Source organism: Bifidobacterium vansinderenii (assembly GCF_002234915.1).
GTDB classification, from domain to species: domain Bacteria; phylum Actinomycetota; class Actinomycetes; order Actinomycetales; family Bifidobacteriaceae; genus Galliscardovia; species Galliscardovia vansinderenii.
In genome coordinates, this window is sequence record NZ_NEWD01000006.1 from 94,146 (window position 1) to 120,668 (window position 26,523).

Consider the following 26,523-nt stretch of genomic DNA (forward strand, 5'->3'; position numbering starts at 1 on the left):
GTGAATCCGCGTGCGAAGCTGACCACGGCGCAGGCCGCCCGCTATCTCGGCCTGTCGCAACGCCAGATGGAACGCATGAGAGGCGATGGCAGCGGGCCGACGTGGTTCAAGGCGGGCGACGCGATCAACAGTCCATGCATGTACGAGATCTCCGACCTTGACATGTGGGTGCGAACGCAGAAGGCGAAGTGATGGCACGCAGGCAGACCATAGACCCTCTGGTCAGATCTAAGGTCATCGAGACATGGGGCAACGCGTGTTGGCTCCAATTGCCCGGCTGCACACGCGTCGGAGAGGAAGACGACCACATCGTGCCTTACTCGCACGGCGGCCGTGACACGGTGGCGAACATTCGCCGCGCGTGCAAGCACTGCAACGCATCCCGGCAGGACCGCGTGCTGTACGGCTACGGCGTCAGGATGCACATGATCGTTGTACCGCCCGGCAGTTGTGACCGTGAGGCCGTGGACTACATCGACAGCCATAAGAGCGCGGGCGACCCCGTGGTGTCCTTCACCGCCCTAGCCGCCGCAATGGGCCTCACCAGTCCGAGCCTTGCCGAGCGGCGCGCGGTGGCCATGGCGTGGTCGGGCGCCTACCGCCAGTTCGCCATCTCGGCCGCGCCGATCGACGTGTGGTGCACCAGGACCACGCCGAGCAGCAGGCGGCACCCTCGGATGCTGGACGAATGGATAGCACTGGACTACGACGTGCAGGTGATCGACCCCGGCTTTACGACCGAGTGGGAGCGGGCCACGGACGACGCCGGACGCAAGCGGGTACGGCAATGGTACGCGCTGCACCTGTCGCAGTCGCTGGTGGACGCCCGGCAGGCCGAACGCCGGCAACGGCTCATCGCCCTTGGCCTGCGCTCCGATAGCACGCAATCGCCGTCGCGGCCGGAATGGTGACCCGTTTTTTAAACGACGCCGCCGACGCAAGACCCCGCGCCCACTTTTTTACTCTCTCGAATCAGGAAAAAAATTCCTGAAAACGGCGGAATACCAACGAAAACAAGCAATTAGCGAGGTGAAGAGAAATGCAGATGACCCTACCCGGATTCGACGACTATTACACCCCCAACGAGGGATTGCAGGAGAAGGCCACCAAGGAGCTCATCGACAGTTTCGTGGAAGGCCGTACCCTGAATCCCAGTGCCCGGTACGTGTGCAAGACCATGATCAACATCGCGCGCAATTTCGACGCCCTGAACGCCAAGGGCCGTGACACGTCGCGCGTCATGGCGCAGCTGCTTGCCTGGTATCAGGAATTGGAAACCAAGTTCCCGGCCCAACAGGAGATCGACCCCGCGTTGGCCGGCCTGCTGCAAGAGGCCAAGGCATGACCCCGCCGCGTGGCGGCACCGAGCGCAACCCCGAACGGCGGACGGACGGGCCGATTGTCGCCAAGTTCGCGCAGCTGCTCGGCACTCCCCTGCTGCCATGGCAACGATTGGTGGCCGACGTGGCGGGCGAGATCGACCCGGACACCGGCACCTACTTCTACGACACCGTGATCTTGAGCACCCCGCGCCAGTGCGGCAAGTCCACGCTTGTGGACGCGGTGGACACCAGGAACACGCAGTGGGGGCCGGACCGGTTCATCTACTATCTTGCGCAGACCGGCAAGGACGCGGGCGACCACTTCAAGAAGTACCTGAAGACGGTGCAGGCCTCACCGCTTTCGGCGATCACCACACGGCCGTACCTCGGCGCCGGCGATCTCCGACAGCCATTCGCCAACGGCAGCGTCATCATGCCGAAGAGCGTGACGAAGGTTGCCGGCCACGGCGTCCAGGGAGACAAGATCACTTTGGATGAAGCGTTCTCCCTGTCCGAGGAAACCGGCAACACGATTCTTGATGGCTTCATGCCCACGATGGCTACCCGTCTGAAGGCCACCGGCGTGCAACCGCAACTGTGGATTACCAGCACCGAGGGCACGGCCGAGTCCACGTTCTTCAATCGTCGTCTGGACGCCTGCCGTGCGGGCGAGCAGTCACGGCGCACCTGTTGGTTCGACTTCGGCATTCCATCGGACGCCGACCCCGAAGATCTCGATACGATCATGCGGTATCATCCCGCAGCGGGATTGCTCTGGGACCGTTCGCAGCTTGCCGATTTTCGTGAGCAGTTCCAGGGCAACCCGGCCGGTTGGGCGCGCGCGTTCGGCAACCGGCGTGACGAAGGCATCACCGACAGGGCGATTGACGAAGCGACGTGGGCGGCAACCGTCACCGCGCCCATCGGCCCTGCCGATCTGGACGACAGGCCGGTGGTGTTCGGCGTGGCCGTGGACGTGGATAGCACGCACACCAGCATCTCGGCCGGCATCTGCAACCAGGACGGCACCATCACGACGCAGCTGCTGAAGATCCTGGACGGCACCGGGTACGCGCCCACCGAGATCGCCCGACTATGCGCCACCTACCACGCGCCTGTCGTGATCGACGATCGCGGTACCGCCGCCGACCTGTCCGACCGTCTGCACCACATGACCGACCCGGACGGCGACCCCCTCATCCCGTTCGTGGACATGGACTCGGCCGACTACCTGACCACCGGGCAAAGCTACGTAAGCGGCCTGACCAACCGGGCGATATGGCACGCGGCCGACCCCGATCTGGACGCAAGCGCGGCCAACTCGGCGCGCAAGTGGGCGGGCGACGCATGGCGCGTGAGCCGACGCGGCAGCACCGGCCTGACCTCACCGCTCGAAAGCTGCATGTTGGCCGCATGGGGAGCGGCGCACAGGCCCGAGGAATCCGGCCCCTTGCAGATCTTCTAACGGCGGTACTTGGCGGTACTTGGCGGTACTTGGCGGTACTTGGCGGCGATTGGCGGCACGGTGATGGACGGCCGGCGCACGACGGGCGCACACTTGGCGGCATGAACCTATGGCAGCGAATGAAGATCGCGGGACGTGTGCTGACGCGCGGCGCCGACGACGACATGCCGGACGGCATCAGGCCGCCCGCCCGCCAGACGGCGTGCGACCCCTTGAGCCTGTCCACCGTGTTTCGTGGCGTGCAGGTGTTGCAGACCGCCATCACCGGCCTTCCCATCCATGAAATGCGTGGCGGCGTAAAGCTGGACAACGTGTCGTCCATTGTTCTCCAGCCCGACGTGAACCGTTCGCGCCGGGACTTTCTGGCCGACATGGTGGCGTCCATGGTGATCGACGGCAACGCTTTCGTCCGCCTGGTGCGCTTCGGCGGCGACGTGGTGTCGTGCGAGGTGCTGCCGCCCGCGCTGGTGGTGGTGTCCGACGACGGACATGACCCCGCCGCGCCGAAGCTCCGCTACTCGTATCTCGGCAAGGACTACGGCCCCGACGACATCGTGCATTGCAAGTTCCTCAACGTGCCCGGCCGCCTGCGTGGCCTTGGCCCGATCTCGGCGGCGCGCGAAGAGGTTGAGGGCGCGCAGATGGCCCGCGACTACAAGGCCAAGTTCTACACCGACTCTTCCAACATCAAGGGCTATCTTCAGACCGAGGAAAAGGTGACGCCCGAGATCGCCAGGAACGCGAAGGACGCGTGGAAGGCGACCGGCACCGCCGCCGACATCAAGGTGTTGGGCTCGAAACTGAAGTACGTGCCGCTGGACATGAAGCCGGCCGACTTGCAGTTTCTGGAGACGCAGAAGTTCGACACCACGCAGATCGCGCGACTATTGGGCATCCCCGCGTCGATCATGCTTGCGGCCGTGGATGGCTCGAACCTCACCTATAGCAATATCGAGCAGTCGTGGATTGAGTTTGCCGACTACACGCTTGCGGCCTACGCCGGCGAAATCGAGGAACTGTTCAACCGTCTGCTGCCGCGCGGCCGGACGGCGGCGTTCGACTGGGATTCGAGCCGTCGCGCGGACATGGCCGACCGGTTCAACGCCTACAAGACGGCGATAGACGCGGGATGGATGGACGTCAACGAGGTGCGCGCGCGTGAGGCGCTGCCGCCGCTGATCGCAGCACCGGAAAGGACCAGCAATGAGGCGTGAAATCGGCTTGAAGGGCATGTGCCTTCGCTCGGCCGAGGAAGGCGACGGCCGGACGCTGGAAGGCGTGGCCGTGCCGTTCGGACAGGTGATCGACACATGGGACGGCGCCGAGACGTTCGACCGTGATTGCGTGTTCGACGACGTGGACTCGGCCAAGCTGTGCTACCAGCACGGCGAACTGATCGGCCGCATCACCGGCGCCGAACCGCGTGACGACGGGCTGCACATCACGGCGCGCATCAGCGACACGCAGCGCGGCCGCGACGTGGTGGCCCTGCTCCGCGACGGCGCGCTGGACAGCCTGTCGGTCGGATTCATCCCCGTGGAATCCGAGACCGACAAGCAGGGCGTCGCCCACCGCAAACGGGTACGACTGCTCGAAACGTCGGTGGTGTCATGGCCCGCGTATGAGGCCGCGAAGATCACCGGGCAGCGCAGCGCCGACCCCCTCAACGAAGTGTCTGAAACCGGAAACAACCAGGAAAGCGAGGAAACCCGGATGGACAAGGAACTTTCCGAGATGCTGGACGGCATCAAGGACGAACAGCGCAGCCTAAAGGCGGCCATCGCCAAGGCCGGCGCCACGGAAGCGCCCAAGGTGCTCGGCGGCGAGTACCGGACGGCCGGCGACTACCTTCAGGCCCTGTACCAGGGCGACGAAGCGGCCGTGCAGATCATGCACGACTGCCGTGACCTGATCGCCACCGGAGACACCGGCAACACGGTGTCGTGGATCGCCGATGACCTGCGGCTCATCGAAATGCGACGCAAGGTCACCAACCTGCTGACCCACGACACACTGCCGGCCAAGGGCATGAGCATGGAATACAACGTGGTCGCCACCGACACCACAACCGCATCCAAGCAGACGTCCGAGGGCGGCGCGCTGCCGTTCGGCAAGGTCACCTTCGGCACCAAGAGCGTGAGCATCGACACGTACGGCGGCTACACCACGCTGTCTCGCCAGGTGATCGAACGCAGCACCACGCCCATGCTCAACACCGCGCTTGCCGCGCTTCGCAACGCCTACGCCAAGGCCACCGAAACGGCCGTGCGCAAGTACCTGTACGACACCATCGCCGCACAGAGGGACGCGGCCACCAACGCCAACAAGATCACCGCGCCCGCCGCGCTTGCAGCCATGACCATCGACCAGTGGGCCGCGCTCATCATGGACGCCGCCGAACTGGCCGACGACCGCAACGTGAACCTGACCCGTCTCGGCGTGTCCAAGGACGTGATGGCCGCGCTCATCAAGCTCAAGGACACCGGCAGCCGCTTCTTCGACCTGTCCGGCGACGGTAGCGACACCATCGGCGACTTCGACCTGACCGGCATCGCCGGCCGGTTCCTGCGAGTCCCCGTGCAGATGCTGCCCGCTGCCCCCTCGGGCACCGCGTGCTTCATCGACCCCGAAGCGGTGACGGTGTGGGAGAGCGGCGGCCCCACGCAGCTGTCCGACGGCGACCCCACCAAGCTCACCGAAAACTATTCGGTCTATGGTTACCTTGCAGTCGCGGCCACGCAGCCGCTCGGCCTCATCCCGGTGGCCTTCCCAAAAGCGTAACCCCCCCCCCGGTAGCGTCGCGTAACCTGCTCTCCTACGGGCCGGCCACCGGAAACGGTCTGACCGTGAGCGTGAATGATGACGGCAGCCTTCACCTGTCGGGCACGCCGACCGCCGCAAACGTGGGCATTCGCTGGCAACTGCCGGTGCCCGACGCGATCAGGGGGGAGACGGTCACCTATTCGGCAAAGACGCTGCCGGGCGGCACGTACGCATATTTGCAGCTCCGTGGATCCACGGGCGTGCTTGCCACGCTGACGTCATCGGCCCCTACCGCGACCGTTCCTCAGGAAACGACCACGCTGGAACTGCGTATTGCCGCCAACACCACGAATCCGGTGGACGGCACCGCGCGGATTCAGCTTGAGGCGGGCGACACGGCGACCGAGTGGGTGAAGCCCGACGTCACGGATCTCAATGGGGGGGGGGCTGAGCTAGCCAACCTGTGGCCGGACATCCCGACCACAAGCAAGAGCGGCGTGACCCTGACCAACAACGGCGACGGCACGTACACGCTCACCGGCGAATACAAGTCGTGGACCACGTTTGAAGCGACCGTGAATCTGGAATCGGGCACGTACTCGATAGAGGCGTCCGAGGGATTGACGTCATTCGACTCGTGGGACCTGCTCTTGCAGGTGGCACCGTCACAGTCCGGCGACTCGCTGATAAAGCCCGGCACCCCGGCCGCCACGTTTGAGGCCGGACGCTACCGGTGCCAGATCAACGTCAACGCCGCATTGTCCGAACCCAGGACGATACGGCCGACGCTCAACAGAATCGAATAGAAAGGAAACGACCATGGCGGACGACTGGAAGCCATACGAAAGCGCGGTGCGCGACGAGATCGGCGTGCCTGCCGGCGACGACAACCGCGTGCAGCGGGCCATATCGGCCGCCATGGGCTACGTGGCCGGCGCGATCGGCGACTATCAGGTGGCGGACACCGTGAGGACCGATTGCGTCGTATCCTGCGCTGCCGACCTCTACAATTCGCGTGACGCGCGCCTGGGCGTGATGAACGTGAGCGACGGCACGCTTGAGCCGTTCCGCATCAGCGCCGACCCGCTCCGATCGGTGTGGGCGAAGCTGAACGCGGCCGGAGTGCCCACGGGAGCGATGGTGATCGCATGACCGGGTACGTCGCCACCGAGCGTAAGGCGCTCATAGACACGCTGACCGACATGCTCGGCGATCTCGCCACCGTCGTCACCATCGACGCGCAGGAAGCCCGACCCCTGCCCGGCAAAATCGCCGTGCTGATCGACCCGCCCGAAATCACGTTCGACGGCTGGCAGTTCGTCACCCCCGTGTGGACGGTGAACCTGATCGCCGGCACGATGGCGACGCAGACCGCCGCGATGGACCTGCTCATAGACGCGGTGGAGCGATTGCAGGGCCTGCACCTGAACATGAAGGACGCGAAGCCCAGCACGTTCAGCATTGCCGGCGTCGGCAGTCTCGCCGCCTACACCATCACCCTGAACCCGTTGGAAATCACGGAAGACGAATGAAAGGACAATCATGGCAAAGGTAAGGACACTAGGCCCCGGAAGTCTGAAGATCGGCGCGACCAACTCGGCGCGCGACTTCAGCGCGGACGTCATCAACACGGCGCTTGAGCCGAGCACGGACACCGAGGACAACGACAACTTCCTGGACGGACACACCGAGGGCGGCACCCAGTCCGAGACATGGGCGCTCACCGGCAGCATCAAGGAAGACTTCAGCATGGACGGGCTTCAGGTATGGTGCCTGACCCATTCAGGCGAGACCCTGCCGTTCGAGTGGGTGCCCAACACGTCCGGCACCGTGAAGCTGTCCGGCAGCGTCGTCGTGTCGTCCATCAAGTTCGGCGGCGACGTGAAGACCAAGAACAGCAACGACTTTTCGTTTGTCGCGCTGGACGTGGCCGCGACCTCGTATGAGGCGTGACCCATGGCGGGCACCGTCGCGGCCGGCGGCAACGGCTATCTGCAACTCAAGGGCGCCAAGGAACTGGCACGCGGCCTGAAGAAGGCCGGCGCTGACCTGAAGGACCTGCGCAAGGTCAACAAGGACGCCGCGCAGATCGTGGTCCCCGAAGCCAAGAATCTGGCCCCGCACCAGTCGGGCAGACTGGCCGCGTCGGTGCGCGCGGGCGCCACGCAGAAGGCCGGCGTCGTGCGCGTCGGCTCGAAGCGCGTACCCTACGCCGGCGTCATCAACTACGGATGGCCCGGCCACAACATCAGGCCCACGCGCTTCGCCAACACGGCGGCCAAGAACACCGAACCGCAGTGGACGCAGCTGTACGCGGACGCCGTGCAGAAGATCATCGACCGAATCACCACAGGAGACACCAGCAAATGAGCAGCATCAAGACCACCAAGGTCACCTACAAGGACGGGCACAGCGAGGAACTGACCGTGACCATGTTCGAGCAGATCATGGCGACCCGATACCTGAAGAACAACCATCTGGGCACCGTGCAGGACGAACCCGTGACGTTCATGGCCTACCAGGTGTACGCCAAGCTCCGCAGCGCCGGGCAGCTCAACGAGCCGTTCGAGCAGTGGTTGCGTTCCGTCGTGCAGATCGAGGACATCAAGCCCGGCGTGGACACCGAAACCATTGAGGCGCCGAACGGCACCGTGATCGCCGAGGCCACGGATGCGCCGGATTTTTTGACCGGTGGGACGCCGGAAGCCTAGGCGAAACCAGCTGCATCCTTGCGGCCCGGTTCGGCGGCACCCCGTGGCAGTGGCGACGGGAGACCATGCCGGACGAAGCGGACTGGGGCACCTGCGTGCAGCTGCTCCGCGAAGAGGCCGACCAGGCCGAAGAGGCAAGAGCGAAGGTGAGGTGATCGCATGAAATCGGCCATCCTGGCAATCCGCATCATCGGCGACGCCACACAGGCCGTGGCCGCGATGGACAAGGCCGAACGCGCGTCCATGAGCTTCAAGGACAAGCTGGACAAGGCAAGCGTGGGCGCGGCCGCCGCGTTGGGCGCGATCGGCGCGGGCGCCGCATCGTGCATCAAAAGCGCCGGAGATCTGCAACAGTCGGTCGGCGGCGTCGAAACCGTGTTTGGATCCAGTGCATCGAAGATGCTGGAATGGTCGAACGCGGCCGCGCAGGCCGTGGGCCTGTCGAAGAACGAGTACAACGAGTTCGCCACACTGGTCGGCTCACAGCTTCAGAACATGGGCATGTCGGTGGACGAATCCGCCAACAAGACCAACGAGCTCATCGGTCTCGGCGCCGACCTGTCATCCATGTTCGGCGGCAGCACGGCCGACGCCGTGGACGCCCTGTCGTCGGCGCTCAAGGGCGAGATGGACCCCATCGAGAAGTACGGAATCAGCCTGAACGACGCCACGCTTCAGGCCCAAGCGGCAAGCATGGGCCTAGGCGATCTCTACAAGAGCGGCGACCGCAACGCGAAGATGCAGGCGACCCTTGCCGCGATCACGGCGCAGTCGGGCAAGGCCGTGGGCAACTTCGCGCGCGAATCGGACACGGCGCAGGGACAGCAGCAGCGCATGGCCGCATCGTTCGAGAACGCCAAGGCCGCGTTGGGAGAGGCCCTGTTACCGGCCGTCACGGCGGCCGCGCAGAAGCTGGCCGAGTTCGGCACATGGGTGCAGAACAACAGCGCGTGGTTGGTGCCGTTGATCGGCGTGATAGCCGCCGTGGCCGCGATCATCGTCACCCTGAACGCGGCCATGAGCGCGTACGCCGTCGTCGCGGCGATCGTCGCCATCGCGCAGGGCAGCGTTAATCTGGCGTTCCTGCCCATCATCGCCATCATCGTCGCGGTGATCGCGTCAATCGTCCTGCTGGCCGCGCACTGGGACGCGGTGAAGCAGGCGGGCGCAGCCGCCGCGCAGTGGCTGACCTCGGCATGGAACGCGTTCTGGTCATGGCTGACCGGCGTGTTCTCCGGGCTCGGCGCGTGGTTTGCCGCACGCTGGCAGCAGGTACGGCAGGCCGCGAGCAGCGCGGTGGACGCGATACGCGGCGTGTGGAACGCGTTCTGGGCGTGGATCACCGGCCTTTTCGGATCCATCGGCGCGTGGTTCGGCGACAAGTGGAACCAGATCAGGAACGGCGCAAGCAACGCCGTCAACGGGATACGCAGCGCGTGGAGCGGCCTGACCGGCTTCTTCCAGGGCATCGGCGAGGGCCTCAAGAGCGCGTTCAGCGCGCCCATCGAATGGGTGGCGTCCAAGTTCCAGTGGCTGAAGGACAAGATCAGCGGCATCGTGGACGGCATCAAGGGACTATGGGACAAGGCAACCGGCTGGCTGTCCGGGCTGGTGTCCGGGCAGAGCGAAGCGCAGGCGGCCGCACCGCAGGCCATGCCCATGGCGGTGATGGCCGCACGCGCGTACCAGCCCGCGCGCACGCTGGCCGCGTCCGACCTGCTCACCGTGCCGAGATCCACCGCCACCATGCTCCGAAGCAGCGTCCGGCCCACGCTCCGCCAGGACACCACCGTGGTCAACGTGACCATTCAGGGCAAGGTCATCGACCGCGAGGGCACCGCCAAGGAAATCCGCAGGCTGCTCACCGACTATGAGAGGAAGCGGAACTAATGGCGCAGCAACCGTTCATGTTCCTTGACCTCGGCGACGGCTGGCGACGCGTCAACGACCACTCGGGCGATCTGGCCGCACTGGCCGGCTTCAGCATCGAGTGGGGCACCGACGACATCGCCGAGCAGCCCGACCCCGCCGTGCTGTCCTTCACGCTTCTGGACAGGACCGGCGACACGGCCGGCCATGTGCTGGAACTGGCCGGCGCGCGCGTGCTGCTGCAACTCTCATCGCAGCCGCGATGGGCCGACGCGACCGAATCGATCGGCACATGGGCGGAACAGGGCGTGACCCTGGAACGCCTGTACACGCGCGTGCAACCGCCGTTGCCCGACAGTCTGGACCCCGAAGCCATCACCCTGTTCGACGGCATCGTGAGCACGGGCGGCACCATCGAACGGACCAAGACCGGGTACCGGCTGGACCTCACGGCGACCAGTCGCCTGCTGCTGTGGAAGCGCAGCCAATCGCAGGGCCCGACGTCATCGGCCGCGAAATGGTCGGGACTGCACTGGACCGGCACGCCCGCCGCCCGACTGGCCGAGATCCGCCGCCGGGCGATAGCGGCCGGCGCTCCGAACGTGGACGTTGGCGCATTGTCCCTGCCCCCGTCCGTCGCGCCCTACACCACCGACGACTACCCGAGCCTGCTGGACCTGCTGCACCGCCTGTACGCGCATCACCGATCATGGCCGCTCTGGTACGAATACCCGTCACGCAACGGCAGCATGGTCATGGCGCAGACCGTGGCCGAGTCTGCCGACTACGACACCGCCGCCATCGTCATGGACGCTTCGGGCGGCCTGTCGGTGCAGCGTGCGGGCGTGGACCGTCCGGCGATACCGGCAAGCCGCGTGGTGGCCGACAGCGTGTACGTGGTGCCCGAACCCGTCACCGGCGCGGTGATCGACACGCGGCGCGCCAAGACCGACAACGACGGCGTGCTTGAGTTCGACGACGCGCAGGTGACGTTCAGCGGCCAAGGCCGGTTGCCCGGCAACCTGACCGCGACGGCGCACACGATCTCCGTGCAGTCCGACGCGGTAAGCGCCGACGAATCGGCCGGCGTCTACGGTTCCGGCACATGGACGCCGAACGACACCGAACGCACCGTGCGCGCCGAATGGCTGGTGCAGATCAACCGACGACTGCGATACGAGACCATCACGTTCCGCAGCGACAAACTGGACCCGCCCGCATGGCCCACGCTCTTCCACGCCGCACCGAGCGGCCCCATCGTCTTCGCCGGCGCGCTCACCAACCGACTGACCGACGCGGACGGACACCCCGCGCTCGGCGGCGCGTGGACCACCATCGGCGGCACCCTCACGTTCCAATGGCACGGCACCACGCCGGTGCTCCGCCACGACGTGACCCTATGGCCGCTGACCACCGCGACCGGCCGCATCACCTGGAACGCGTTCACCGGCACCGCCATCACCTGGGCGACGCTGGCCGACGTCACGTTGGGCGAACTCGGCACCGTCAACACCATCGAGAAAGGACAGTAATGGACAAGACCCCCACATACGGCATCCCCTATCTGGAACCATCGGACTTCGTGGCCGACGCGCCCGCCGCGTCCAAAAGCATCGCGCAGGGCGTGGAAGACGCGTTGAAGATCGTGGACGCGCGCACCACGCCCGAGGGCATCGCACCCGTGATCGCCCTGAACCCGCAGGTGCTCGGCAACCAGTCCGGCAGCATGGGCCAAATCGGCTTCGTGCAATCACCATCGACCGGCCCCAACGGCGGTTTCGGCGCCTATATCAGCGACGGCAGCAAATGGACCGCGCTGATGGACGTGACCCGCCGTGACCTGTGGTGGGCGACCCAGTACAAGGTGCTGACATGGACCAAGAAGGCCGACACGAACGACGTGGTGTCGGTCAGCGGCATACGACTGGGCGCCATGCTGTTCATTCGCGTGTACTGGCAGAACAACGGCGCGTTCAACAAGGACGCCTTCGTGAAGGTGCCCATCGCAAACATCGGCAACGATTTGTCGAGCGAGGAATGCATGTTCCCATGCGCCGAGAACACGGGCGCCGACCGAGCCGGTACCGGATTCCTCGGCATCAACGGGCATGAGATCTTCTGGTGCCACACGGACGGCAGCAAGAACGACATCCCGGAGAAGATGTGGCACCAGGGCCTCATCATCGCCAAATCCGGCAACTAGGAAGGACTAGGCATGAACACCACCGAACTCGCCGCGCTCATCATTACCGGCATCCTCATCATCATGGACTACGGCACCGGCATCGCCAAGGCCGCGCACGCCCACGACATCGACAGCGGGAAAATGCGCGAGGGACTGTGGCACAAGAGCGCGTACGTGCTCGTTGTCGTGCTGGCCGGCGTCATCGAGCACGGACAGCATTGGGTGGATCTCGGATACACGCTGCCATTAGTCATCCCCGCGTGCGTGTACATCATCCTCACCGAGACGGCATCCATCCTTGAGAATCTGGTGCAGATCAACCCCGAACTGGCCCAAAGTCCGGTGCTGGACCTGTTCCGCCGCGACGACGGGAAAAAGTCATGAGCGTCATCAAGGAGCGCATCGTCAACGGGGGACACGGCGTCTTCACCCCGTCCTACTTCTGCGTGCATTCCACCGCGAATCCGGGAGCGACGGCCGCCAACCACGCCAGTCTGTGGTCACGCGACTACCCGTACGCCGTACACCTGGTCAGCGACTGGAAGGAAGCCCTGCACACCGTGCCCTACAACCGCGTGTGCTGGCAGGTGGGCAACGGCAATCGCATGGTCGAGGGACTGGAGATCTGCGAAGCGACCAACCGGGACGACTTCGCACGCGGCATCATCATCGCCGCCGCCGTGGTGCGCGAACGGCTGAACGCCCACGGTTGGGGCATGGACCGGCTCATCAACCACGACATCGCCCGATCACGGTGGGGTGGCACCGACCACACCGACCCCATCCCCTACTTCACCAGGTGGGGATACACATGGGACCAATTCAGGAATCTGGTGGCGACAGGAAAGGAACCCGAAACCATGACACCACAGGACGTATGGAACGCCGGCATCGGACAGGAAGGCGAATACGGCAAGAACGACATCGAGGCATGGAAACACCTAAGCTTCACACACTGGGACACCGCGAGACTCTTCGCCATCCTCGGCCGAACCGATGACGCCGGCACCGGCGACGGCACCAACGGCGACATCTACACGCGCGTCGTCAACATCGACAAGCGCGTGCGCGAGATGTCGGCAACGATCACCGCGCAGGCCGCCGCCATAGAGGCCCTGTCCAAGGCCATGGGCGCCGACCCGCAGGACATCGCCAAGACCGTGCAGGACGCGGTGAAGGCCAAACTGGACGCCCTGAAGATCACCGTGAGCGCCGAAGGCTAGGCGAGACGCGCGGTTTCGACCATATCGCGCAGCATGTCGGCAGGCAGCGCGACATAGCGTTGCGTCGTTGCGACCGATTCGTGACCGAGCGCGCGGGACACCATGAGGATATCCCGCGTGCTCTCATACGTGCGCGTCGCGAAGCGGTGACGCAGCGTATGGGCGCCGAACCCGTCCGGCAGCAGCCTGGACAGACGCGTACCCACGTACGATTCCTCTACATGCCCGCCGAACCGGCCGGGAAACACGTACCCGTCGTGAGCCAAGACCAGAGCGGCGAAATCGTCCGAGATCGGCAGCGTGCGCGTCTTGCCGCCCTTGCCGTGGACGATCAGCGCCCGACCGCCCGCATCATCGATGACGTCGTTGCTGCTGAGCCGCGCTATCTCGCCACGCCGCAACCCGTATTCCGCCGCCGCGCGCACCATGATGGTCTCGCCGAGATCTTCGGCCATGCCGAGCGCGGCCGTCACATGCCTGTCCGGGCACGGCCGTGGCTGAGGCTTCGGCGCGCGTATCCTGGGCAGATCATAGGCAGGGTCATCGGCCCGGCGCCCTGTCCGTTGCAGCCACTGGAAGAATCCGCGAATGGCGGAACGATTGCTTTTTCTGGTCTCGGCCGCCCACCGTCGCGCGGCCAACCAACCAACGATGTCTTCATCGGTGCATGTCAGTGGATCCACTTCACTGAGAATCCTCACAAGCTGCCTGTACCGGGTATCCAATGTCTGAGGCCGCTGCCCTGCGGCGCGCAGCGAATCAAGATACGAGTCGATCAGGCGTTGTGTCGGGGGCGGTGCCACATGCCGGTTGCGATATCTGGTCATGGTGCACCATATTTCGTCATCCTAGCTAATCGGCCAATGTCAGTACAATACGCCTTGCAGGAAATCGAACCTCTGGAATCGATGAATCGTCGGTCCAGGGTTCAAGCCCCTGCGGCCCTACTTCATACTTCTTGCATTTCCGGCTTCCCGTCATGGGAAGCCACGCATAATGCATACCAACCCATCTTCCCCATCCGAACCGCATCCGACGTATCCCCCACCGTTCTGGGATACTCTGGAATCATGAACGGTACAGAACCGACGAAGGTGTCGAATATCATGCCGAAGATTCACGAGATTCACGCCCCCGAACCAAACGGTCCGAAGCGCCACAACCGACTCACGCTCGACCAGTGGCGCAAGTGGACGGAATGGCCCATGACCGGCGCCGCCGTCGTGTTCCTCGTCGTCTACTCGTATCAGGTGCTCGCCCGCCCATCCAGCACGATCGTCACGGAAACCATCATGAACATCATCTGGGTGATGTTCGCCACCGACTACATCGTGTCGCTCATCCTGTCGGACAACCGCCAGTTCTGGTTCTTCCGTCACCTGTTCGATCTTGCCACGGTCGTACTGCCCATGCTGCGGCCACTGCGGCTGCTCCGCCTGTTCATGGTGCTCAAGGTACTCAACCGCACGTCCGGCATGGCGTTGCGCGGCCGAATCGCCATCTATGTGGTGGGTGCGGTCACGATGATGATCTACGTGGGCGCGCTCGCCGTGTACGACGTGGAACAGTACGCCCCCACCAGGCAGATCGACGATTTCGGCGACGCCGTGTGGTGGGCGTTCGTCACGGTGACCACGGTGGGCTACGGCGACTACGCGCCCACGACATGGCAGGGCCGTCTGGTCGCGGCGGCGCTCATGCTCGGCGGCATCACGCTGATCGGCGTGGTCTCGGCCATGGTGGCGTCGTGGATCATGGAACGCGTGCAGGTGGGCGATCAGAAGGCGTTCACCAAGACCCTCGAGGCGCAGATGAGCCGCGAACTTGATGAGGACGCACAGGAGAGCGCCACCCGTGACGCCAATCTGGAGGCCAAGATCGACGCCCTGTCCGCGCAGCTCGCCCAGCTCATCGAAGAACGCGATGGCGAGCGTGCACGGTCACGGGAGCCACTTACGAAACGGTCTCGCCGAACCTGATCATGGCTTGCATCGCCTGTTCCCATGCCCGGCTTGTCGGGATATGTCCGCTGTGGGCGAGCCGTACGTATTCCACGTTGGGTCTGCGTTCGGCGAGCGCGGCCAGCTTGTCGGGCAGCACGTAGAGTTCGGCGTCGCCCTGAAGATAGATCATGGGGACGGTGAGTCGTTCGGCGAGCGACCAGAGGTCGATGTTTTCCATGGAGTCCCAGAGCGTGTGGAATCGTCGCGATGTGCGGCCGTATGGCAGCGTTCCCATGGCGGCTCCGATCAGGTCGAGCGGACGGTAGTCTCCGGAGGTTACCAGGCGTAGCATCCACCGGCGAAACATGGCATCGTTGCGCCAACTGTCTGTTATCGTGCGCCATGCCGAACCGTCACCCGACGATGCGCCTCTGTAGTGGCAGCAGTTCGTGTATTTGCCGGCCAATTGTTCCACGTAGGCGGCGTAGGGATCGTAGCGTTCCACAGTCTGCAGCCGTTGCATTCTGAACCGTTCGCGCTCGTTCATCCGACGGTCGCATGCGGCGCGGAAGTGTCCGGTGGCTTCGCGCATGCTCATGATCGGTCCGAGGTTGATCACGCCGGCGATGTCCGATTCACGTGCGGCGGCCGTCTGCATGGTCAGGTAGGTGCCGAACGAGTATCCGTTGAGCAGGATCGGACTATGCGGGAATCGTCTGCGGATTTCGTCGGTCAAGCCGATGGCCATGTGCGCGAACGTTTCCACGCTGATGTCGGATGGCATGTCGCGCAGTCGTCTGGCGTTCCTGCCGCAGCCGTATTGGTCCCACCAGACGAGTGTGAATCGGCTGGACAGTTCCGGATAGAAGCCGCGGTAGGCGAGTCCGTAGATGAACGGCGCCCATGGCCCGCCGTGGAACATGATCATGACCGGCGCTTCACCTCCCGGTCCTTCCACGGAGATCTTCTGTGGCACTCCCCCAAGTGTCACCGTATGTCGTTCGCTGATCGCATGCTTTTGGTGCCGGGCGTCCGCGCCATGCGAGTTCATCCCAACCTGTGTCATGCCTTCATTGTGCGCCCGTCGCGGCAGGATGGTCGTCGATCTTGCCGTAAGCTGGAACGGCATGACGACGATCTGCGTCCGTCACCATTCATCCCATCATCAAGGAGCCTCCCCATGCGCCGACCGATCATGACCTCCGCGGCATTCCTGTCGCAGCCGTCCGCCCCAGCCACGAAGAACGATGCCAGGGTGGCGCAGGATCTGCTGGATACGCTGACCGCGCACGCCAACGAATGCGTGGGCATGGCGGCCAACATGATTGGCATCTCCAAGCAGGTGATCGTGTTCGACGACAACGGTACGGCCCGCGCGATGTTCAATCCGCGGATCACCGCGCAGTCCGAACCGTATGAGACCCGTGAGGGATGCCTGTCGTTGGTCGGCGAGCGCGGGACCACCCGCTATCGTCGCATCACGGTCTCATTTGACGATCCGGCGTTCCGCCGCCGCACCGAGAACTTCGAGGGCTGGACGGCGCAGATCATCCAGCATGAGATCGACCACTGCAACGGCATCGTGATCTGACCCCACCATTCAGCCCCGTACCGATGTGCTCCCTCCGGGGAGGGAGCTGTCCGGCCACAGGCTGGACTGAAGGAGGGAAGAACCTCGGAGCCGCTTATTCTCCCACCTTGTCGAATGGCGGCTTGAACCGGCGATCGCGCCAATAGTATTCGTCGTCGTGTTCGTTGATCTCGCGCACCACCTTGCACGGGGTGCCGAACGCCACCACGTTGGCGGGGATGTCCTTGGTGACGAGGCTGTTCGCGCCGATCACAGTGTTGTCTCCGATGGTCACGCCGGGCATCACGGTCACATTCGCGCCGATCCACACGTTCTTGCCGATGTGGATGGGGAACGAGTACTGGGCGCCTTCGAGCCGCAGGTCGGGGCGGATGGGGTGTCCGGTGGCCACGAGTGTCACGTTCGGGCCGAGCATCGTGTGGTCGCCGATGTAGATCTCACCGTCGTCGACGAGCGTGAGGCTGAAGTTGGCGTAGCAGCGTTCGCCCCAGAAGGTGTTGCATCCCCAGTTGGCGTACACCGGGCATTCCAGGTAGAGTCCTTCGCCGGCGGCGCCGAAGAACTCCTGCATGAGTTCGGTCCGGCGTTTCTGGTCGCTCATCGGGGTGGCGTTAAGCTCCATCTGGATGTCTCGCTGGGCGGCCTGCACGGGGAAGAACCTGGGATCGGTGGGCAGGTAGACGTCACCGCCGAGCATTTCGGCGAAGTGTTCGCGCATTTCGGCTTTCTCTTCGGCATTCATGGGTCAAACCTCCTTGTTTCATGGCGTCAAAGTCACCCATCCATTAAAGCATGGCCGGTTTCCGGTTCACGATTTTCAGGGGCATGCAAATCGTGAACCAGAAAACAATGGTCTCCCATTGCAATCATGCTGATCGGCGAACCGACTTCGGTTCACGATTTATGGCACTCTCGCAATCGTGAACCGGCTTCTAGCGAGTTCGACGCTTGCCCACGTCCACGAACAGGTACCACAGGGCGTAGGAGATGGCCGGACACACCAGGATCGAGGTCAGCACGTCGGTGGGGAAATGCAGGCCGAGCACCAGTCGGGAGAACCCGACGGCGGCCACCAACAGCACGCCGATGATAACCACCGCGTGCCGGATGCGTCGTTTCATGCTGCGGGTCATAAGCACGCCCATGGTCGCCACCATGACCGCTCCGGCGGTGTGCCCGCTGGGAAAGCTCGGGTCGCTCGGCAGCAGGGACGAGCCGACCGATGTGGAGGGGCGAGGCCGTTCCACCACCTGTTTGACGCCGGTCACGTAGGCGGTCGGGCTGATGGACACGATCAGGTTGCGCACCACCTTGCGCACCGACCGACTGTGCCGATACGCCACGTAGGCGAGCACCGCCATGATGACCACACAGCCGATGCCGGAGAACATCCATGCCAGCATGGTCGAGAGCACATCGAAGCCGACGGGCAGGTTGCGCAGCGACTGCAGGAACTCCGTCTCCTCCAGCATCGTTGATGTCGAATCGCGCAATCCCACGCCAATCATGGGCATGATCGCGCACAGCAGCGCCACCGCCGGCACCAGGATCACGCTGCGCGAGTTGCGCCACAGCGTCCGCCAGACCATTCTCAGTGTTCGTTTTCCCAATGTTTTCATACGCACGGGGAGTCATTATTCCCCATGCCCACTGAGACACTCCCAAGATTCGTCAGACCATACAGCAACCACACACGTTGTTCGATTCATTTCGGAATGTCATTGCATGGCGTCATTTCAGAATGTCGATGGGCGCGATGACCTTGTTGCGTTCGATGATCGCGCAGATCCGCTCGGGACTCTCCTCGCATCCGCGGCGCATCCACATCCAGATGATCGACACGACGGATGAGACCATGATCTCCAACGCGTAGTCGCGCGGCATATCGCCATGCTCGCGCATCGGCAGGCCCAGACGCCCGGCCTGCATGATCAGCATCCGTTTGAGCACGTCCTTGAACCGGTCGTAGAGCTGCATGTCGCTGCCCGAACCGGACACCGCGTCGAAGAACTCGTAATCCCGTTTGATGTAGCGCAGCGCCTCGGCGATCGACTCCGTGCTGAAGATGTCCTCGGCGTTGTCGACGCCGGCCACGGGCGAGCCGGACAGCATGATGGCCGTCAGATCGTCGATCACGTCGTCGAGCAGCCGCTGCTGCAGATCGAACTTGTCGACGTAGTGCAGGTAGAACGTGCCGCGGTTGATGCCGGCCGTGCGCACGATGGCGCTGACGGTCATGGCCTCGAACCCCCGGCTTTTCAGCAGTTCGATGTAGGCGGCGCGAATCTTGGCCCTGGTCTTGGTGGTTTGCTGCATGACCGTCCGATCTCCTTTCGCCCTCGAGTTGTCAGTGTGGCGGCCGTTCGTTGTGCCCAACAATATCAACATGTTGTGCATTGCCGATGCCATACTGATCAATTTTCCGAAAACCGTTCATTATGAACGCTTTTCGCGTTTCTGACCATTGCCCGGCCGATCATCCGGTCCATACAATGCAGGCGAATCAACATGTTGTTCATAACCGATGAGGGCCGATCTCCCGGACAACGACATCCCGCATCGACGATCATCGCATCGGCATCGCCGCCCACACCCACCGAAAGGAGCCCCCATGGCGTACATCGAAATGGTTCACAGCTACAAGCGCTATCAGATGGGCAGCACCACCATCGTGGCCAACAACGACGTGACCTTCGGCATCGAAAAAGGCGAGCTGGCCATCATCCTCGGCTCGTCCGGCGCCGGCAAATCCACCGTGCTCAACATTCTGGGCGGCATGGACACCAACTCCGAAGGCCAGGTGATCATCGACGGCAGGGACATCTCCGGCTACACGTCGCATCAGCTCACCGAATACCGCCGGCACGACATCGGCTTCGTCTTCCAGTTCTACAATCTCGTTGCCAACCTCACCGCCAAGGAGAACGTGGAGCTCGCCTCCGAGATCGTCCGCAACGCACAGGACCCCGTCAAGGCGCTCACCGACGTGGGGCTCGCCGACCGCATCGACAACTTCCCCGCACAACTGTCCGGCGGCGAACAGCAGCGCGTGGCCATCGCCCGAGCCGTGGCCAAGAATCCGAAGATCCTGCTGTGCGACGAACCCACCGGCGCGCTCGACTACAACACCGGCAAGCAGGTGCTGCAGATCCTGCAGGACAAGAGCCGCAACGACGGCGCCACCGTGGTGATCGTCACGCACAACTCCGCCATCGCACCGATCGCCGACCGCGTGATCCACATGCACGACGCCCGCGTCAAATCGATCGAGACGAACGAGCATCCGATGAATATCAAGGATCTGGAATGGTGACCGGCATGAACAGAACACGCGCACGCCGTGGAACACGATCACGCAGCGGCAGAAGGGCATACGCAGGCAGGAGGTCCCGCACCGGCACCACATCACGCGGCCCGATGCGCAAACGCATGCTGTGGAAGGACATCCGACAGACCCTGGCGAAATCCAAGGGCCGATTCCTCTCCATCGTCAGCCTGATGGCATTGGGATCGTTCGCCCTGGTGGGCCTGTCCGTCACCGCACCCGACATGCAAAGCACCGGCACCACGTTCTACAACGACCACAATCTGGCCGACGTCACCATCATCAGCGACTACGGACTGACCGACGACGACAAAACGATCATCCGCGGCACGCCCGGCGTGCGCGACGCCGAATTCGGATACTTCAAAGACGTGACCATCACCGGCAGCGACCACAGTCTGCGCGTGTTCTCCCAGCCCACGACCGTATCCACCTACGCCATCGCGGAAGGCCGCATGCCGCGCGCCGCCACGGAGATCGCCCTGGACACCGGCGAGCGCGGCAAATACGCCGTCGGCAGCACGATCCACGTGAGCGAACAGCCCGACATCGCCGGCGACACCGTGCTCACGCACACGGACTTCACCGTGACTGGATTCGTCGAAGCCAGCGAGATCGTCTCGGACCTCAATATGGGCCAGTCGACCGCCGGCAGCGGCAAGCTCGACGGATACGCGGTAGTACCAGACAGCACGTTCGATTCCGACGTGAGCATGATCGGCCGCGTCACGTTTACCGACACCCGCGACGTGAACTACTGGACCACCGAATACCGTGATCTGGTGCAGCAGCACAAGAACATGTTGACCAAGCGTCTTGCCGGCCAGCCGCAGGCACGCGAAGAGTCGATCCGCACGGAACGCCGCGACCAGATCGACAAGGTCCAACAGCAGGTGGACGACGCCAAGCAGCAGCTCAACGACACACAGCGGCAGCTAGACGACGCCAAGACGCAGATCGAATCGGCCAAGGATCAGATGGCCAGCGGCTCCACCCAGGCCATCGACCAGGCCTCGGCCGCGAGCGCGGAACTCTCCGGCGCCGTGGCGCAGATCGCCGCGGCCGGCAGCTCGATCACCTCCGCGCAGACCCAGCTGGCGGCCGGAGCCCAGCAGCTCACCGGCGGACAGGCCCAGCTCGGCACATCATGGCAGCAGCTTTCCGATGCCAAGACCCAGCTCGACCAGGCGCGCACCCAGCTCGAAGCCGTCAAACCCGTGCTCGACAAAACCGGATCCCTATTGAACTCCTGGGCGAACACCGGTCTGACCGGCAGCGTGTACGACACCGTCAAGGCACGCTACGATCAGGCGCTGAACGCCTACAACGACGCCGTCAGCCAGTACAACGACGGACTGAGCGCCTACAATTCCGGGCTCGAACAGTGGAACGCCGGCGCGCAGCAGCTCGACCATGGCTCGCAGGAGTATCAGGACAACGCGGCCGCGCTCGCCGACGCGTCCAGGCAGCTTGCCAGCAAGCAGCATGAGCTCGGTTCGGCGGTCTCCAAGGCCACCGACAGTGTAAGCGATGGAGCCACGCAGCTCATCGAGGGGCAACGGCAGATCGAGAAGGCCGAGGAGGAGTACGATGCCAGGCTGCAGGAGTTCAACGACGCCAAGCCGGAGGCCGAGCAGAAGATCGCCGATGCCGAGCATGACATCGCCCTGGCCCGGGAGAAGGTGGATTCGCTGGAGGTGCCCGCGTATTCAATCGACGGCCGTCGCGAGGGACTGACCTCGAACGGCTACCGCGTGTATGAGATCATCGCCGACATCGTACGCAAGCTGGCGAACATCTTCCCGTTCTTTCTGTATTTCGTGGCGGCGCTGGTCACGTTCACCACGATGGGTCGCATGGTCGACGAGGAGCGCACCAATTCCGGTACGCTCAAGGCGCTCGGCTATGGCAACGGCGACATTCTCAAGAAGTTCGTGTTCTACGGGTTCACGGCGTCCACGATCGGCACGCTGATCGGCGTGGCCGCGGGCCATACGCTGCTGCCGCTCATCGTGTATAACGCCTATGATTCCGGGTTCACCATGCCGCGCATCGCTTTGGAGTTCCATCCGGGGATCACCGCGGTGGCGTGCGCGCTGGCGTGGGTGAGCGCCGTGGTGCCGGCATGCCTGTCGGCGGGCAGGGAGCTGCGAGAGAAGCCGGCGAACCTGTTGCTGCCCAAGCCTCCGGCGAAGGGGGCGAAGATCCTCCTTGAGCGCATCACTCCGTTGTGGAACCGTCTGAGCTTCACGCGCAAGGTGACGGCACGCAACATCTTCCGATATAAGACGCGCATGTTCATGACCATTTTCGGCGTGTGCGGCGCGGTGGCGTTGCTGACCGCCGGTCTGGGCGTGCAGTCGTCCATCGGGCAGATCAGCGAACGTCAGTTCGGCGATCTCATCCACTACGACATGATCGTCGCGGAGAAGTCCGACAACAACGACGAGCAGCGCAAGACGCTGTCTGACGCGATGACGGACGAATCAGTCTCCGAGTCCAGCGCCATCCGCTACGAGGAGGTCACCAAGACGGCGGGCAAGGCGAACGACAAGCAGACCATCACGTTGATCGCCACCGACGACGCCTATAATTTCGGCGACTACATCACGCTGCGCGACCGCACCTCGCACGATCCGCAGGTGCTGACGGACGACGGCGTGGTGATCAGCGAGCGCATGGCCGACATGCTGGATGTTCGGGTCGGAGACACGTTCACGGTCACGGACGGCAGCGGTGTGGAACGGCGCATGAGGGTCGGCGGCATCTCCGAGATGTATATCGGCCATTTCATCTTCATGACGTCGGGCGGCTATGAGCGCGTGTTCGGCGGGGAGTATCAGTCGAACGCCTATCTGGTGCGACTGAAGGATTCCAGTGTCGAGAACACGGGGAGGCAAGGCGCCCGTTTCATGGCGATGGACGGCGTGCGCGGCGTGGTACAGAACACGACGATGAAGAATCAGGTGGCCACGATCGTCGATTCGCTCGATCAGATCATGGAGGTGCTGATTCTGGTGGCCGCGCTGCTGGCGATCGTGATTCTGTACAATCTGACGAATCTGAACGTCTCGGAGCGCATTCGCGAACTGTCGACGATCAAGGTGCTGGGCTTCCACAGCACCGAGACCACGATGTACATCTATCGGGAGACGATTCTGCTGTCCGGTCTGGGCATTCTGGCCGGATACGGGTTCGGCGCGTGGCTGCACCGATACATCATCACCGAGGTGCCGCCGGACGAGGTCATGTTCGATCCGGCTCTGGGATGGTTGGCGTTCGTGGTGCCGGTCGTTGTGGTCGGCGTGGTGCTGGCCGCACTCGGTTGGGTGGTGTACCGACGGTTGCGCAACGTAGACATGCTCGGTGCCTTGAAGTCCGTGGAGTAGCCGGCAGCCGCGTGTGCACGCAGCCACCGGCAGCTACCGGGACGAATCGCTTCCGCAGTAGGCGGCGAGGTACCTCCCGGTGACGCTTTCCGGGACCGTCACGACATGGGCGGGCGTGCCGGCGGCGACGATCCGTCCGCCGGCTTCGCCGCCTCCCGGCCCCATGTCGATCATGTAGTCCGCGTTGGCGATCACGTCGAGATCATGCTCGATGACCACCACGGTGGCACCGTTGGCCACCAGACCGTCGAACACGCCGAGCAGCACCTGCACGTCGAGCGGATGCAGGCCGATGGTCGGTTCGTCGAACACAAAGACGGCGTCCGACTGGGCCTTGCCCATCTCGCTGGCGAGCTTGAGCCGCTGCGCCTCCCCGCCGGAAAGCGCCGGCGTGGGCTCGCCAAGGGTCAGATATCCGAGTCCCAGATCGTGCAGTGTGGTGAGACGCGCATGGACCTTGCGCAGATCCTCGGTGACGCCCAACGCCTCGTCTACGCTCATGGACATGAGCTGCGGCAGTGTCAGCAGCGTTCCGTTCCTGGAACGGCGATGGATGCGATCGGCCTCGGCCGAGTACCGGCTTCCCCGACAGTCCGGGCAGTCGATGTCCACGTCGGGCAGGAACTGCACGTCGAGGCTGATCTGTCCGGTGCCGTCGCAGGTCGGGCAGCGCAGGCGGCCGGTGTTGTAGGAGAAGTCGCCCGCCTTATATCCGGCCGTCTTCGCCTCTTCTCCCCTGGCGAAGGCGCGTCGGAGCTCATCGTGCACGCCGGCGTAGGTGGCCACCGTGGACCGCACGTTGGCGCCGATCGGCGTGGCGTCGATTAGGTTGGCGCGGGCGATGCCATCGGACTCAATGCCGTGCACATGTGACGGCAGTGATTCGTGCGCGGCGGCAGCCTTCAGTGCGGGGATCAGTGTCTCCAGCACCATCGTGGTCTTGCCTGATCCAGAGACGCCGGTCACCACGGTCAGCCGTCCGCGGGGAATATCCACGGAAAGCGGTTTGACCGTGTGCAATGCGCCGGTGTCCATGTGGATGCGTCCGGCGTCAAACATGTGATCCTCGGGAACCCGCTCGCGGATTCGTCGTGCGGAGTCCTCCCGCAGGAACGGCGCGATGCGACTGTTCGGCGCCGACGCGATTTCGGCGACGGTCCCCTGTGCGATCACATGACCGCCTTCGGCTCCGGCCACCGGTCCCATTTCGATGAGATGGTCGACGGCCTTGAGCACCCGAACGTCATGATCGACCACGACCACCGAGTTGCCGTCCGATACCAGATCGTCCATCACGCCGAGCAGACCGTCGACGTTCGACGGATGCAGTCCAATGGACGGCTCGTCGAGCACGTAGAGCACGCCCGTGGTGCGGTTGCGCACGGCGCGGGCCAGCTGTACGCGTTGGCGTTCGCCGGTGGACAGCGTGGAACCGGCCCGGTCAAGCGACAGATACCCCAGTCCAAGTTCCAGAAGACGCTTCGCCACGTCGAGGAAGGATTCGCCGATGTTCACTGCCATCGGACGCATGTCGTCGTCAAGCAGATCGGGAACGGACCGTACCCATTCCACCGCCTTGTCCAATGTCATGGCCGTCACGTCGGCCAGATTGAGATCGTTGATTCGTGGGTTACGCGCCCGGACAGACAGTCGTGTGCCCCGGCAGTCCGGACATGGCCCCTCCTTGAGGAACCTAGCGACGCGCTTCAGTCCCTTTTCGTCCTTGGCCTTGGTGAGCGCGTTCTCCACGGTGTACACCGCGTTGAAGTACGTGAAGTCGAGTTCGGCGAAGTCGTCGCCTTTCTTCGGCTTGTACAGGATGTGTTTCTTGACTGCCGGACCGTTGAATACGAGGTCCCGTTCCTTGGCGGTCAGATCATGGAACGGCACGTTCGTGCGCACGCCCATGGCGCCGCACACCTGTTTCATGAGATCCCACATCAGGGAGCCCCACGGGAGCACGGCCCCGTCGTCGATGCTTTTCGACTCGTCGGGCACCAGCGCGGCGCGGTTCACCTCGCGAATGATGCCGGTTCCCGAACAGGTCGGGCATGCACCGCCCGAGTTGAAGGCGAGGTCTTCGGCGCCAGGGCCGAAGAATTGCTCTCCGCATTCCGAGCAGACGATCGGGCGTTCCGCGGCAACGTTCAGCGTCGGCGCGTTCCGGGCTCCGCAATGCGGGCAGACGTGCGTTGCGACCCTGGAGAACAGCAGCCGGAGACTGTTGAGCAGCTCGGTCATCGTGCCGAACGTGGAACGGATGCCCGGAACGCTTGGCCGCTGATGCAGGGCGAGCGCGGCCGGCACGTGCAGCACCTCGTCCACCGAGGCTCTTCCGGCTTGGGTGAGTCGGCGGCGCGTGTACGTGGACAGCGCCTCCAGATACCGGCGTGAGCCTTCCGCATACAGCACGCCCAGTGCCAGCGAGGACTTGCCCGATCCGGAGACTCCGGCGATGCCGACCAGCTGGTTCAGCGGCACGTCCACGTTGATGTTCTTGAGATTGTGCACCCGTGCTCCGCGCACTTCGATCTTCGACGGCCTATGCGATTCCCTGCCCGTCATGCAATCCCCTCCGTCATCTCATTCGACGCGGCCATCAGCCGTGCCTGCCGGATATTGTCGGTGTTCAACGCCCCATTGTAGAAGCGCGTGACTTCCTGGACCGGCAACGCACACCGATTGGCATATCCAGCGAGCATTCAGAAAACTTCCGGCGATTATTGTCGAGATGCCG

The 26,523-nt window shown here is 63.9% G+C and carries 27 protein-coding genes; 21 read left to right on the forward strand and 6 right to left on the reverse strand.

Features of this window, described 5'->3' with window-relative positions:
* The 17 genes from Tam10B_RS03440 (at nucleotide 1) to Tam10B_RS03520 (ending at nucleotide 13,538) form a co-directional block, all read left to right on the forward strand.
* Entirely contained in the window at nucleotides 1–192 is a 192-nt protein-coding gene (locus Tam10B_RS03440; protein ID WP_143248522.1) for a helix-turn-helix domain-containing protein, read from the forward strand.
* Nucleotides 192–911 (forward strand): HNH endonuclease, encoded by a 720-nt coding sequence (locus Tam10B_RS03445; RefSeq protein WP_093959872.1) that lies wholly within the window; start codon nucleotides 192–194, stop codon nucleotides 909–911. The genes Tam10B_RS03440 and Tam10B_RS03445 overlap by 1 nt, the downstream gene beginning before the upstream one ends.
* Nucleotides 912–1,039: 128 nt before the next feature.
* A complete protein-coding gene (locus tag Tam10B_RS03450) occupies nucleotides 1,040–1,345 on the forward strand; it encodes a hypothetical protein (protein WP_233133562.1) in 306 nt (101 codons plus the stop codon).
* A complete protein-coding gene (locus Tam10B_RS03455; protein ID WP_093959873.1) occupies nucleotides 1,342–2,787 on the forward strand; it encodes a hypothetical protein in 1,446 nt (481 codons plus the stop codon). Before Tam10B_RS03450 ends, Tam10B_RS03455 begins: the two co-directional genes overlap by 4 nt.
* Nucleotides 2,788–2,906: 119 nt before the next feature.
* Entirely contained in the window at nucleotides 2,907–4,001 is a 1,095-nt protein-coding gene (locus Tam10B_RS03460; RefSeq protein ID WP_233133563.1) for a phage portal protein, read from the forward strand.
* Nucleotides 3,991–5,568, forward strand: coding sequence for an HK97 family phage prohead protease (locus Tam10B_RS03465; RefSeq protein ID WP_093959875.1), 1,578 nt, complete (start codon nucleotides 3,991–3,993; stop codon nucleotides 5,566–5,568). Before Tam10B_RS03460 ends, Tam10B_RS03465 begins: the two co-directional genes overlap by 11 nt.
* Before the next feature lie 65 nt (nucleotides 5,569–5,633).
* On the forward strand, nucleotides 5,634–6,356 hold the full coding sequence (locus tag Tam10B_RS03470) for a hypothetical protein (protein ID WP_093959876.1): 723 nt from the start codon (nucleotides 5,634–5,636) through the stop codon (nucleotides 6,354–6,356).
* Nucleotides 6,357–6,369: 13 nt separating this feature from the next.
* The gene (locus Tam10B_RS03475) at nucleotides 6,370–6,702 is read left to right on the forward strand and encodes a hypothetical protein (RefSeq protein ID WP_093959877.1); all 333 of its coding nucleotides are present in this window, start codon (nucleotides 6,370–6,372) and stop codon (nucleotides 6,700–6,702) included.
* A complete protein-coding gene (locus Tam10B_RS03480) occupies nucleotides 6,699–7,082 on the forward strand; it encodes a hypothetical protein (RefSeq protein WP_093959878.1) in 384 nt (127 codons plus the stop codon). Before Tam10B_RS03475 ends, Tam10B_RS03480 begins: the two co-directional genes overlap by 4 nt.
* A 10-nt stretch (nucleotides 7,083–7,092) precedes the next feature.
* Nucleotides 7,093–7,503: a hypothetical protein gene (locus Tam10B_RS03485; RefSeq protein ID WP_233133564.1), complete on the forward strand. Its 411-nt coding sequence runs from the start codon at nucleotides 7,093–7,095 to the stop codon at nucleotides 7,501–7,503.
* A gap of 3 nt (nucleotides 7,504–7,506) precedes the next feature.
* The gene (locus Tam10B_RS03490) at nucleotides 7,507–7,920 is read left to right on the forward strand and encodes an HK97 gp10 family phage protein (protein WP_093959880.1); all 414 of its coding nucleotides are present in this window, start codon (nucleotides 7,507–7,509) and stop codon (nucleotides 7,918–7,920) included.
* On the forward strand, nucleotides 7,917–8,261 hold the full coding sequence (locus tag Tam10B_RS03495) for a hypothetical protein (protein ID WP_093959881.1): 345 nt from the start codon (nucleotides 7,917–7,919) through the stop codon (nucleotides 8,259–8,261). Before Tam10B_RS03490 ends, Tam10B_RS03495 begins: the two co-directional genes overlap by 4 nt.
* Nucleotides 8,262–8,420: 159 nt before the next feature.
* Nucleotides 8,421–10,151, forward strand: coding sequence for a hypothetical protein (locus Tam10B_RS03500; RefSeq protein WP_093959882.1), 1,731 nt, complete (start codon nucleotides 8,421–8,423; stop codon nucleotides 10,149–10,151).
* Nucleotides 10,151–11,662: a hypothetical protein gene (locus Tam10B_RS03505; RefSeq protein WP_093959883.1), complete on the forward strand. Its 1,512-nt coding sequence runs from the start codon at nucleotides 10,151–10,153 to the stop codon at nucleotides 11,660–11,662. The genes Tam10B_RS03500 and Tam10B_RS03505 overlap by 1 nt, the downstream gene beginning before the upstream one ends.
* Nucleotides 11,662–12,333: a hypothetical protein gene (locus Tam10B_RS03510; RefSeq protein WP_093959884.1), complete on the forward strand. Its 672-nt coding sequence runs from the start codon at nucleotides 11,662–11,664 to the stop codon at nucleotides 12,331–12,333. Before Tam10B_RS03505 ends, Tam10B_RS03510 begins: the two co-directional genes overlap by 1 nt.
* A 12-nt stretch (nucleotides 12,334–12,345) precedes the next feature.
* Nucleotides 12,346–12,699, forward strand: coding sequence for a phage holin family protein (locus tag Tam10B_RS03515; RefSeq protein ID WP_093959885.1), 354 nt, complete (start codon nucleotides 12,346–12,348; stop codon nucleotides 12,697–12,699).
* Nucleotides 12,696–13,538, forward strand: coding sequence for a peptidoglycan recognition protein family protein (locus Tam10B_RS03520; protein ID WP_093959886.1), 843 nt, complete (start codon nucleotides 12,696–12,698; stop codon nucleotides 13,536–13,538). Before Tam10B_RS03515 ends, Tam10B_RS03520 begins: the two co-directional genes overlap by 4 nt.
* Here Tam10B_RS03520 and Tam10B_RS03525 read toward each other — a convergent pair.
* A complete protein-coding gene (locus tag Tam10B_RS03525) occupies nucleotides 13,535–14,365 on the reverse strand; it encodes a tyrosine-type recombinase/integrase (protein WP_093959887.1) in 831 nt (276 codons plus the stop codon). The two genes, Tam10B_RS03520 and Tam10B_RS03525, sit on opposite strands and share 4 nt — an antisense overlap.
* 279 nt (nucleotides 14,366–14,644) lie before the next feature.
* On the opposite strand from Tam10B_RS03525, the gene Tam10B_RS03530 reads away from it, so the two are divergent.
* The gene (locus Tam10B_RS03530; protein WP_198947517.1) at nucleotides 14,645–15,517 is read left to right on the forward strand and encodes a potassium channel family protein; all 873 of its coding nucleotides are present in this window, start codon (nucleotides 14,645–14,647) and stop codon (nucleotides 15,515–15,517) included.
* Here the strand turns inward: Tam10B_RS03530 and Tam10B_RS03535 are convergent.
* On the reverse strand, nucleotides 15,492–16,547 hold the full coding sequence (locus Tam10B_RS03535; protein WP_158214120.1) for an alpha/beta fold hydrolase: 1,056 nt from the start codon (nucleotides 16,545–16,547) through the stop codon (nucleotides 15,492–15,494). The two genes, Tam10B_RS03530 and Tam10B_RS03535, sit on opposite strands and share 26 nt — an antisense overlap.
* 114 nt (nucleotides 16,548–16,661) lie before the next feature.
* Between Tam10B_RS03535 and Tam10B_RS03540 the strand changes: the two genes are divergently transcribed.
* Nucleotides 16,662–17,072, forward strand: coding sequence for a peptide deformylase (locus Tam10B_RS03540; RefSeq protein ID WP_093959889.1), 411 nt, complete (start codon nucleotides 16,662–16,664; stop codon nucleotides 17,070–17,072).
* A gap of 94 nt (nucleotides 17,073–17,166) precedes the next feature.
* On the opposite strand, the gene Tam10B_RS03545 is transcribed toward Tam10B_RS03540, so the two are convergent.
* The 3 genes from Tam10B_RS03545 to Tam10B_RS03555 form a co-directional block, all read right to left on the reverse strand.
* A complete protein-coding gene (locus Tam10B_RS03545) occupies nucleotides 17,167–17,814 on the reverse strand; it encodes a sugar O-acetyltransferase (protein ID WP_093959890.1) in 648 nt (215 codons plus the stop codon).
* A 190-nt stretch (nucleotides 17,815–18,004) separates the two neighbouring features.
* On the reverse strand, nucleotides 18,005–18,661 hold the full coding sequence (locus Tam10B_RS03550; protein ID WP_233133565.1) for a phosphatase PAP2 family protein: 657 nt from the start codon (nucleotides 18,659–18,661) through the stop codon (nucleotides 18,005–18,007).
* A gap of 142 nt (nucleotides 18,662–18,803) precedes the next feature.
* Nucleotides 18,804–19,388, reverse strand: a complete 585-nt coding sequence (locus tag Tam10B_RS03555) for a TetR/AcrR family transcriptional regulator (protein WP_093959891.1) — start codon at nucleotides 19,386–19,388, stop codon at nucleotides 18,804–18,806.
* A 295-nt stretch (nucleotides 19,389–19,683) separates the two neighbouring features.
* Here Tam10B_RS03555 and Tam10B_RS03560 point away from each other — a divergent pair, with 295 nt between their 5' ends.
* Together Tam10B_RS03560 and Tam10B_RS03565 are read left to right on the forward strand one after the other, a co-directional pair.
* The gene (locus Tam10B_RS03560; protein WP_093959892.1) at nucleotides 19,684–20,385 is read left to right on the forward strand and encodes an ABC transporter ATP-binding protein; all 702 of its coding nucleotides are present in this window, start codon (nucleotides 19,684–19,686) and stop codon (nucleotides 20,383–20,385) included.
* Nucleotides 20,386–20,390: 5 nt separating this feature from the next.
* Complete coding sequence (locus Tam10B_RS03565; RefSeq protein ID WP_233133566.1) at nucleotides 20,391–23,786, forward strand: ABC transporter permease; 3,396 nt, start codon at nucleotides 20,391–20,393, stop codon at nucleotides 23,784–23,786.
* A 33-nt stretch (nucleotides 23,787–23,819) separates the two neighbouring features.
* Here the strand turns inward: Tam10B_RS03565 and Tam10B_RS03570 are convergent, their stop codons facing one another.
* Nucleotides 23,820–26,351 (reverse strand): excinuclease ABC subunit UvrA, encoded by a 2,532-nt coding sequence (locus Tam10B_RS03570; RefSeq protein ID WP_093959894.1) that lies wholly within the window; start codon nucleotides 26,349–26,351, stop codon nucleotides 23,820–23,822.
* Between the last annotated feature and the right edge of the window lie 172 nt (nucleotides 26,352–26,523).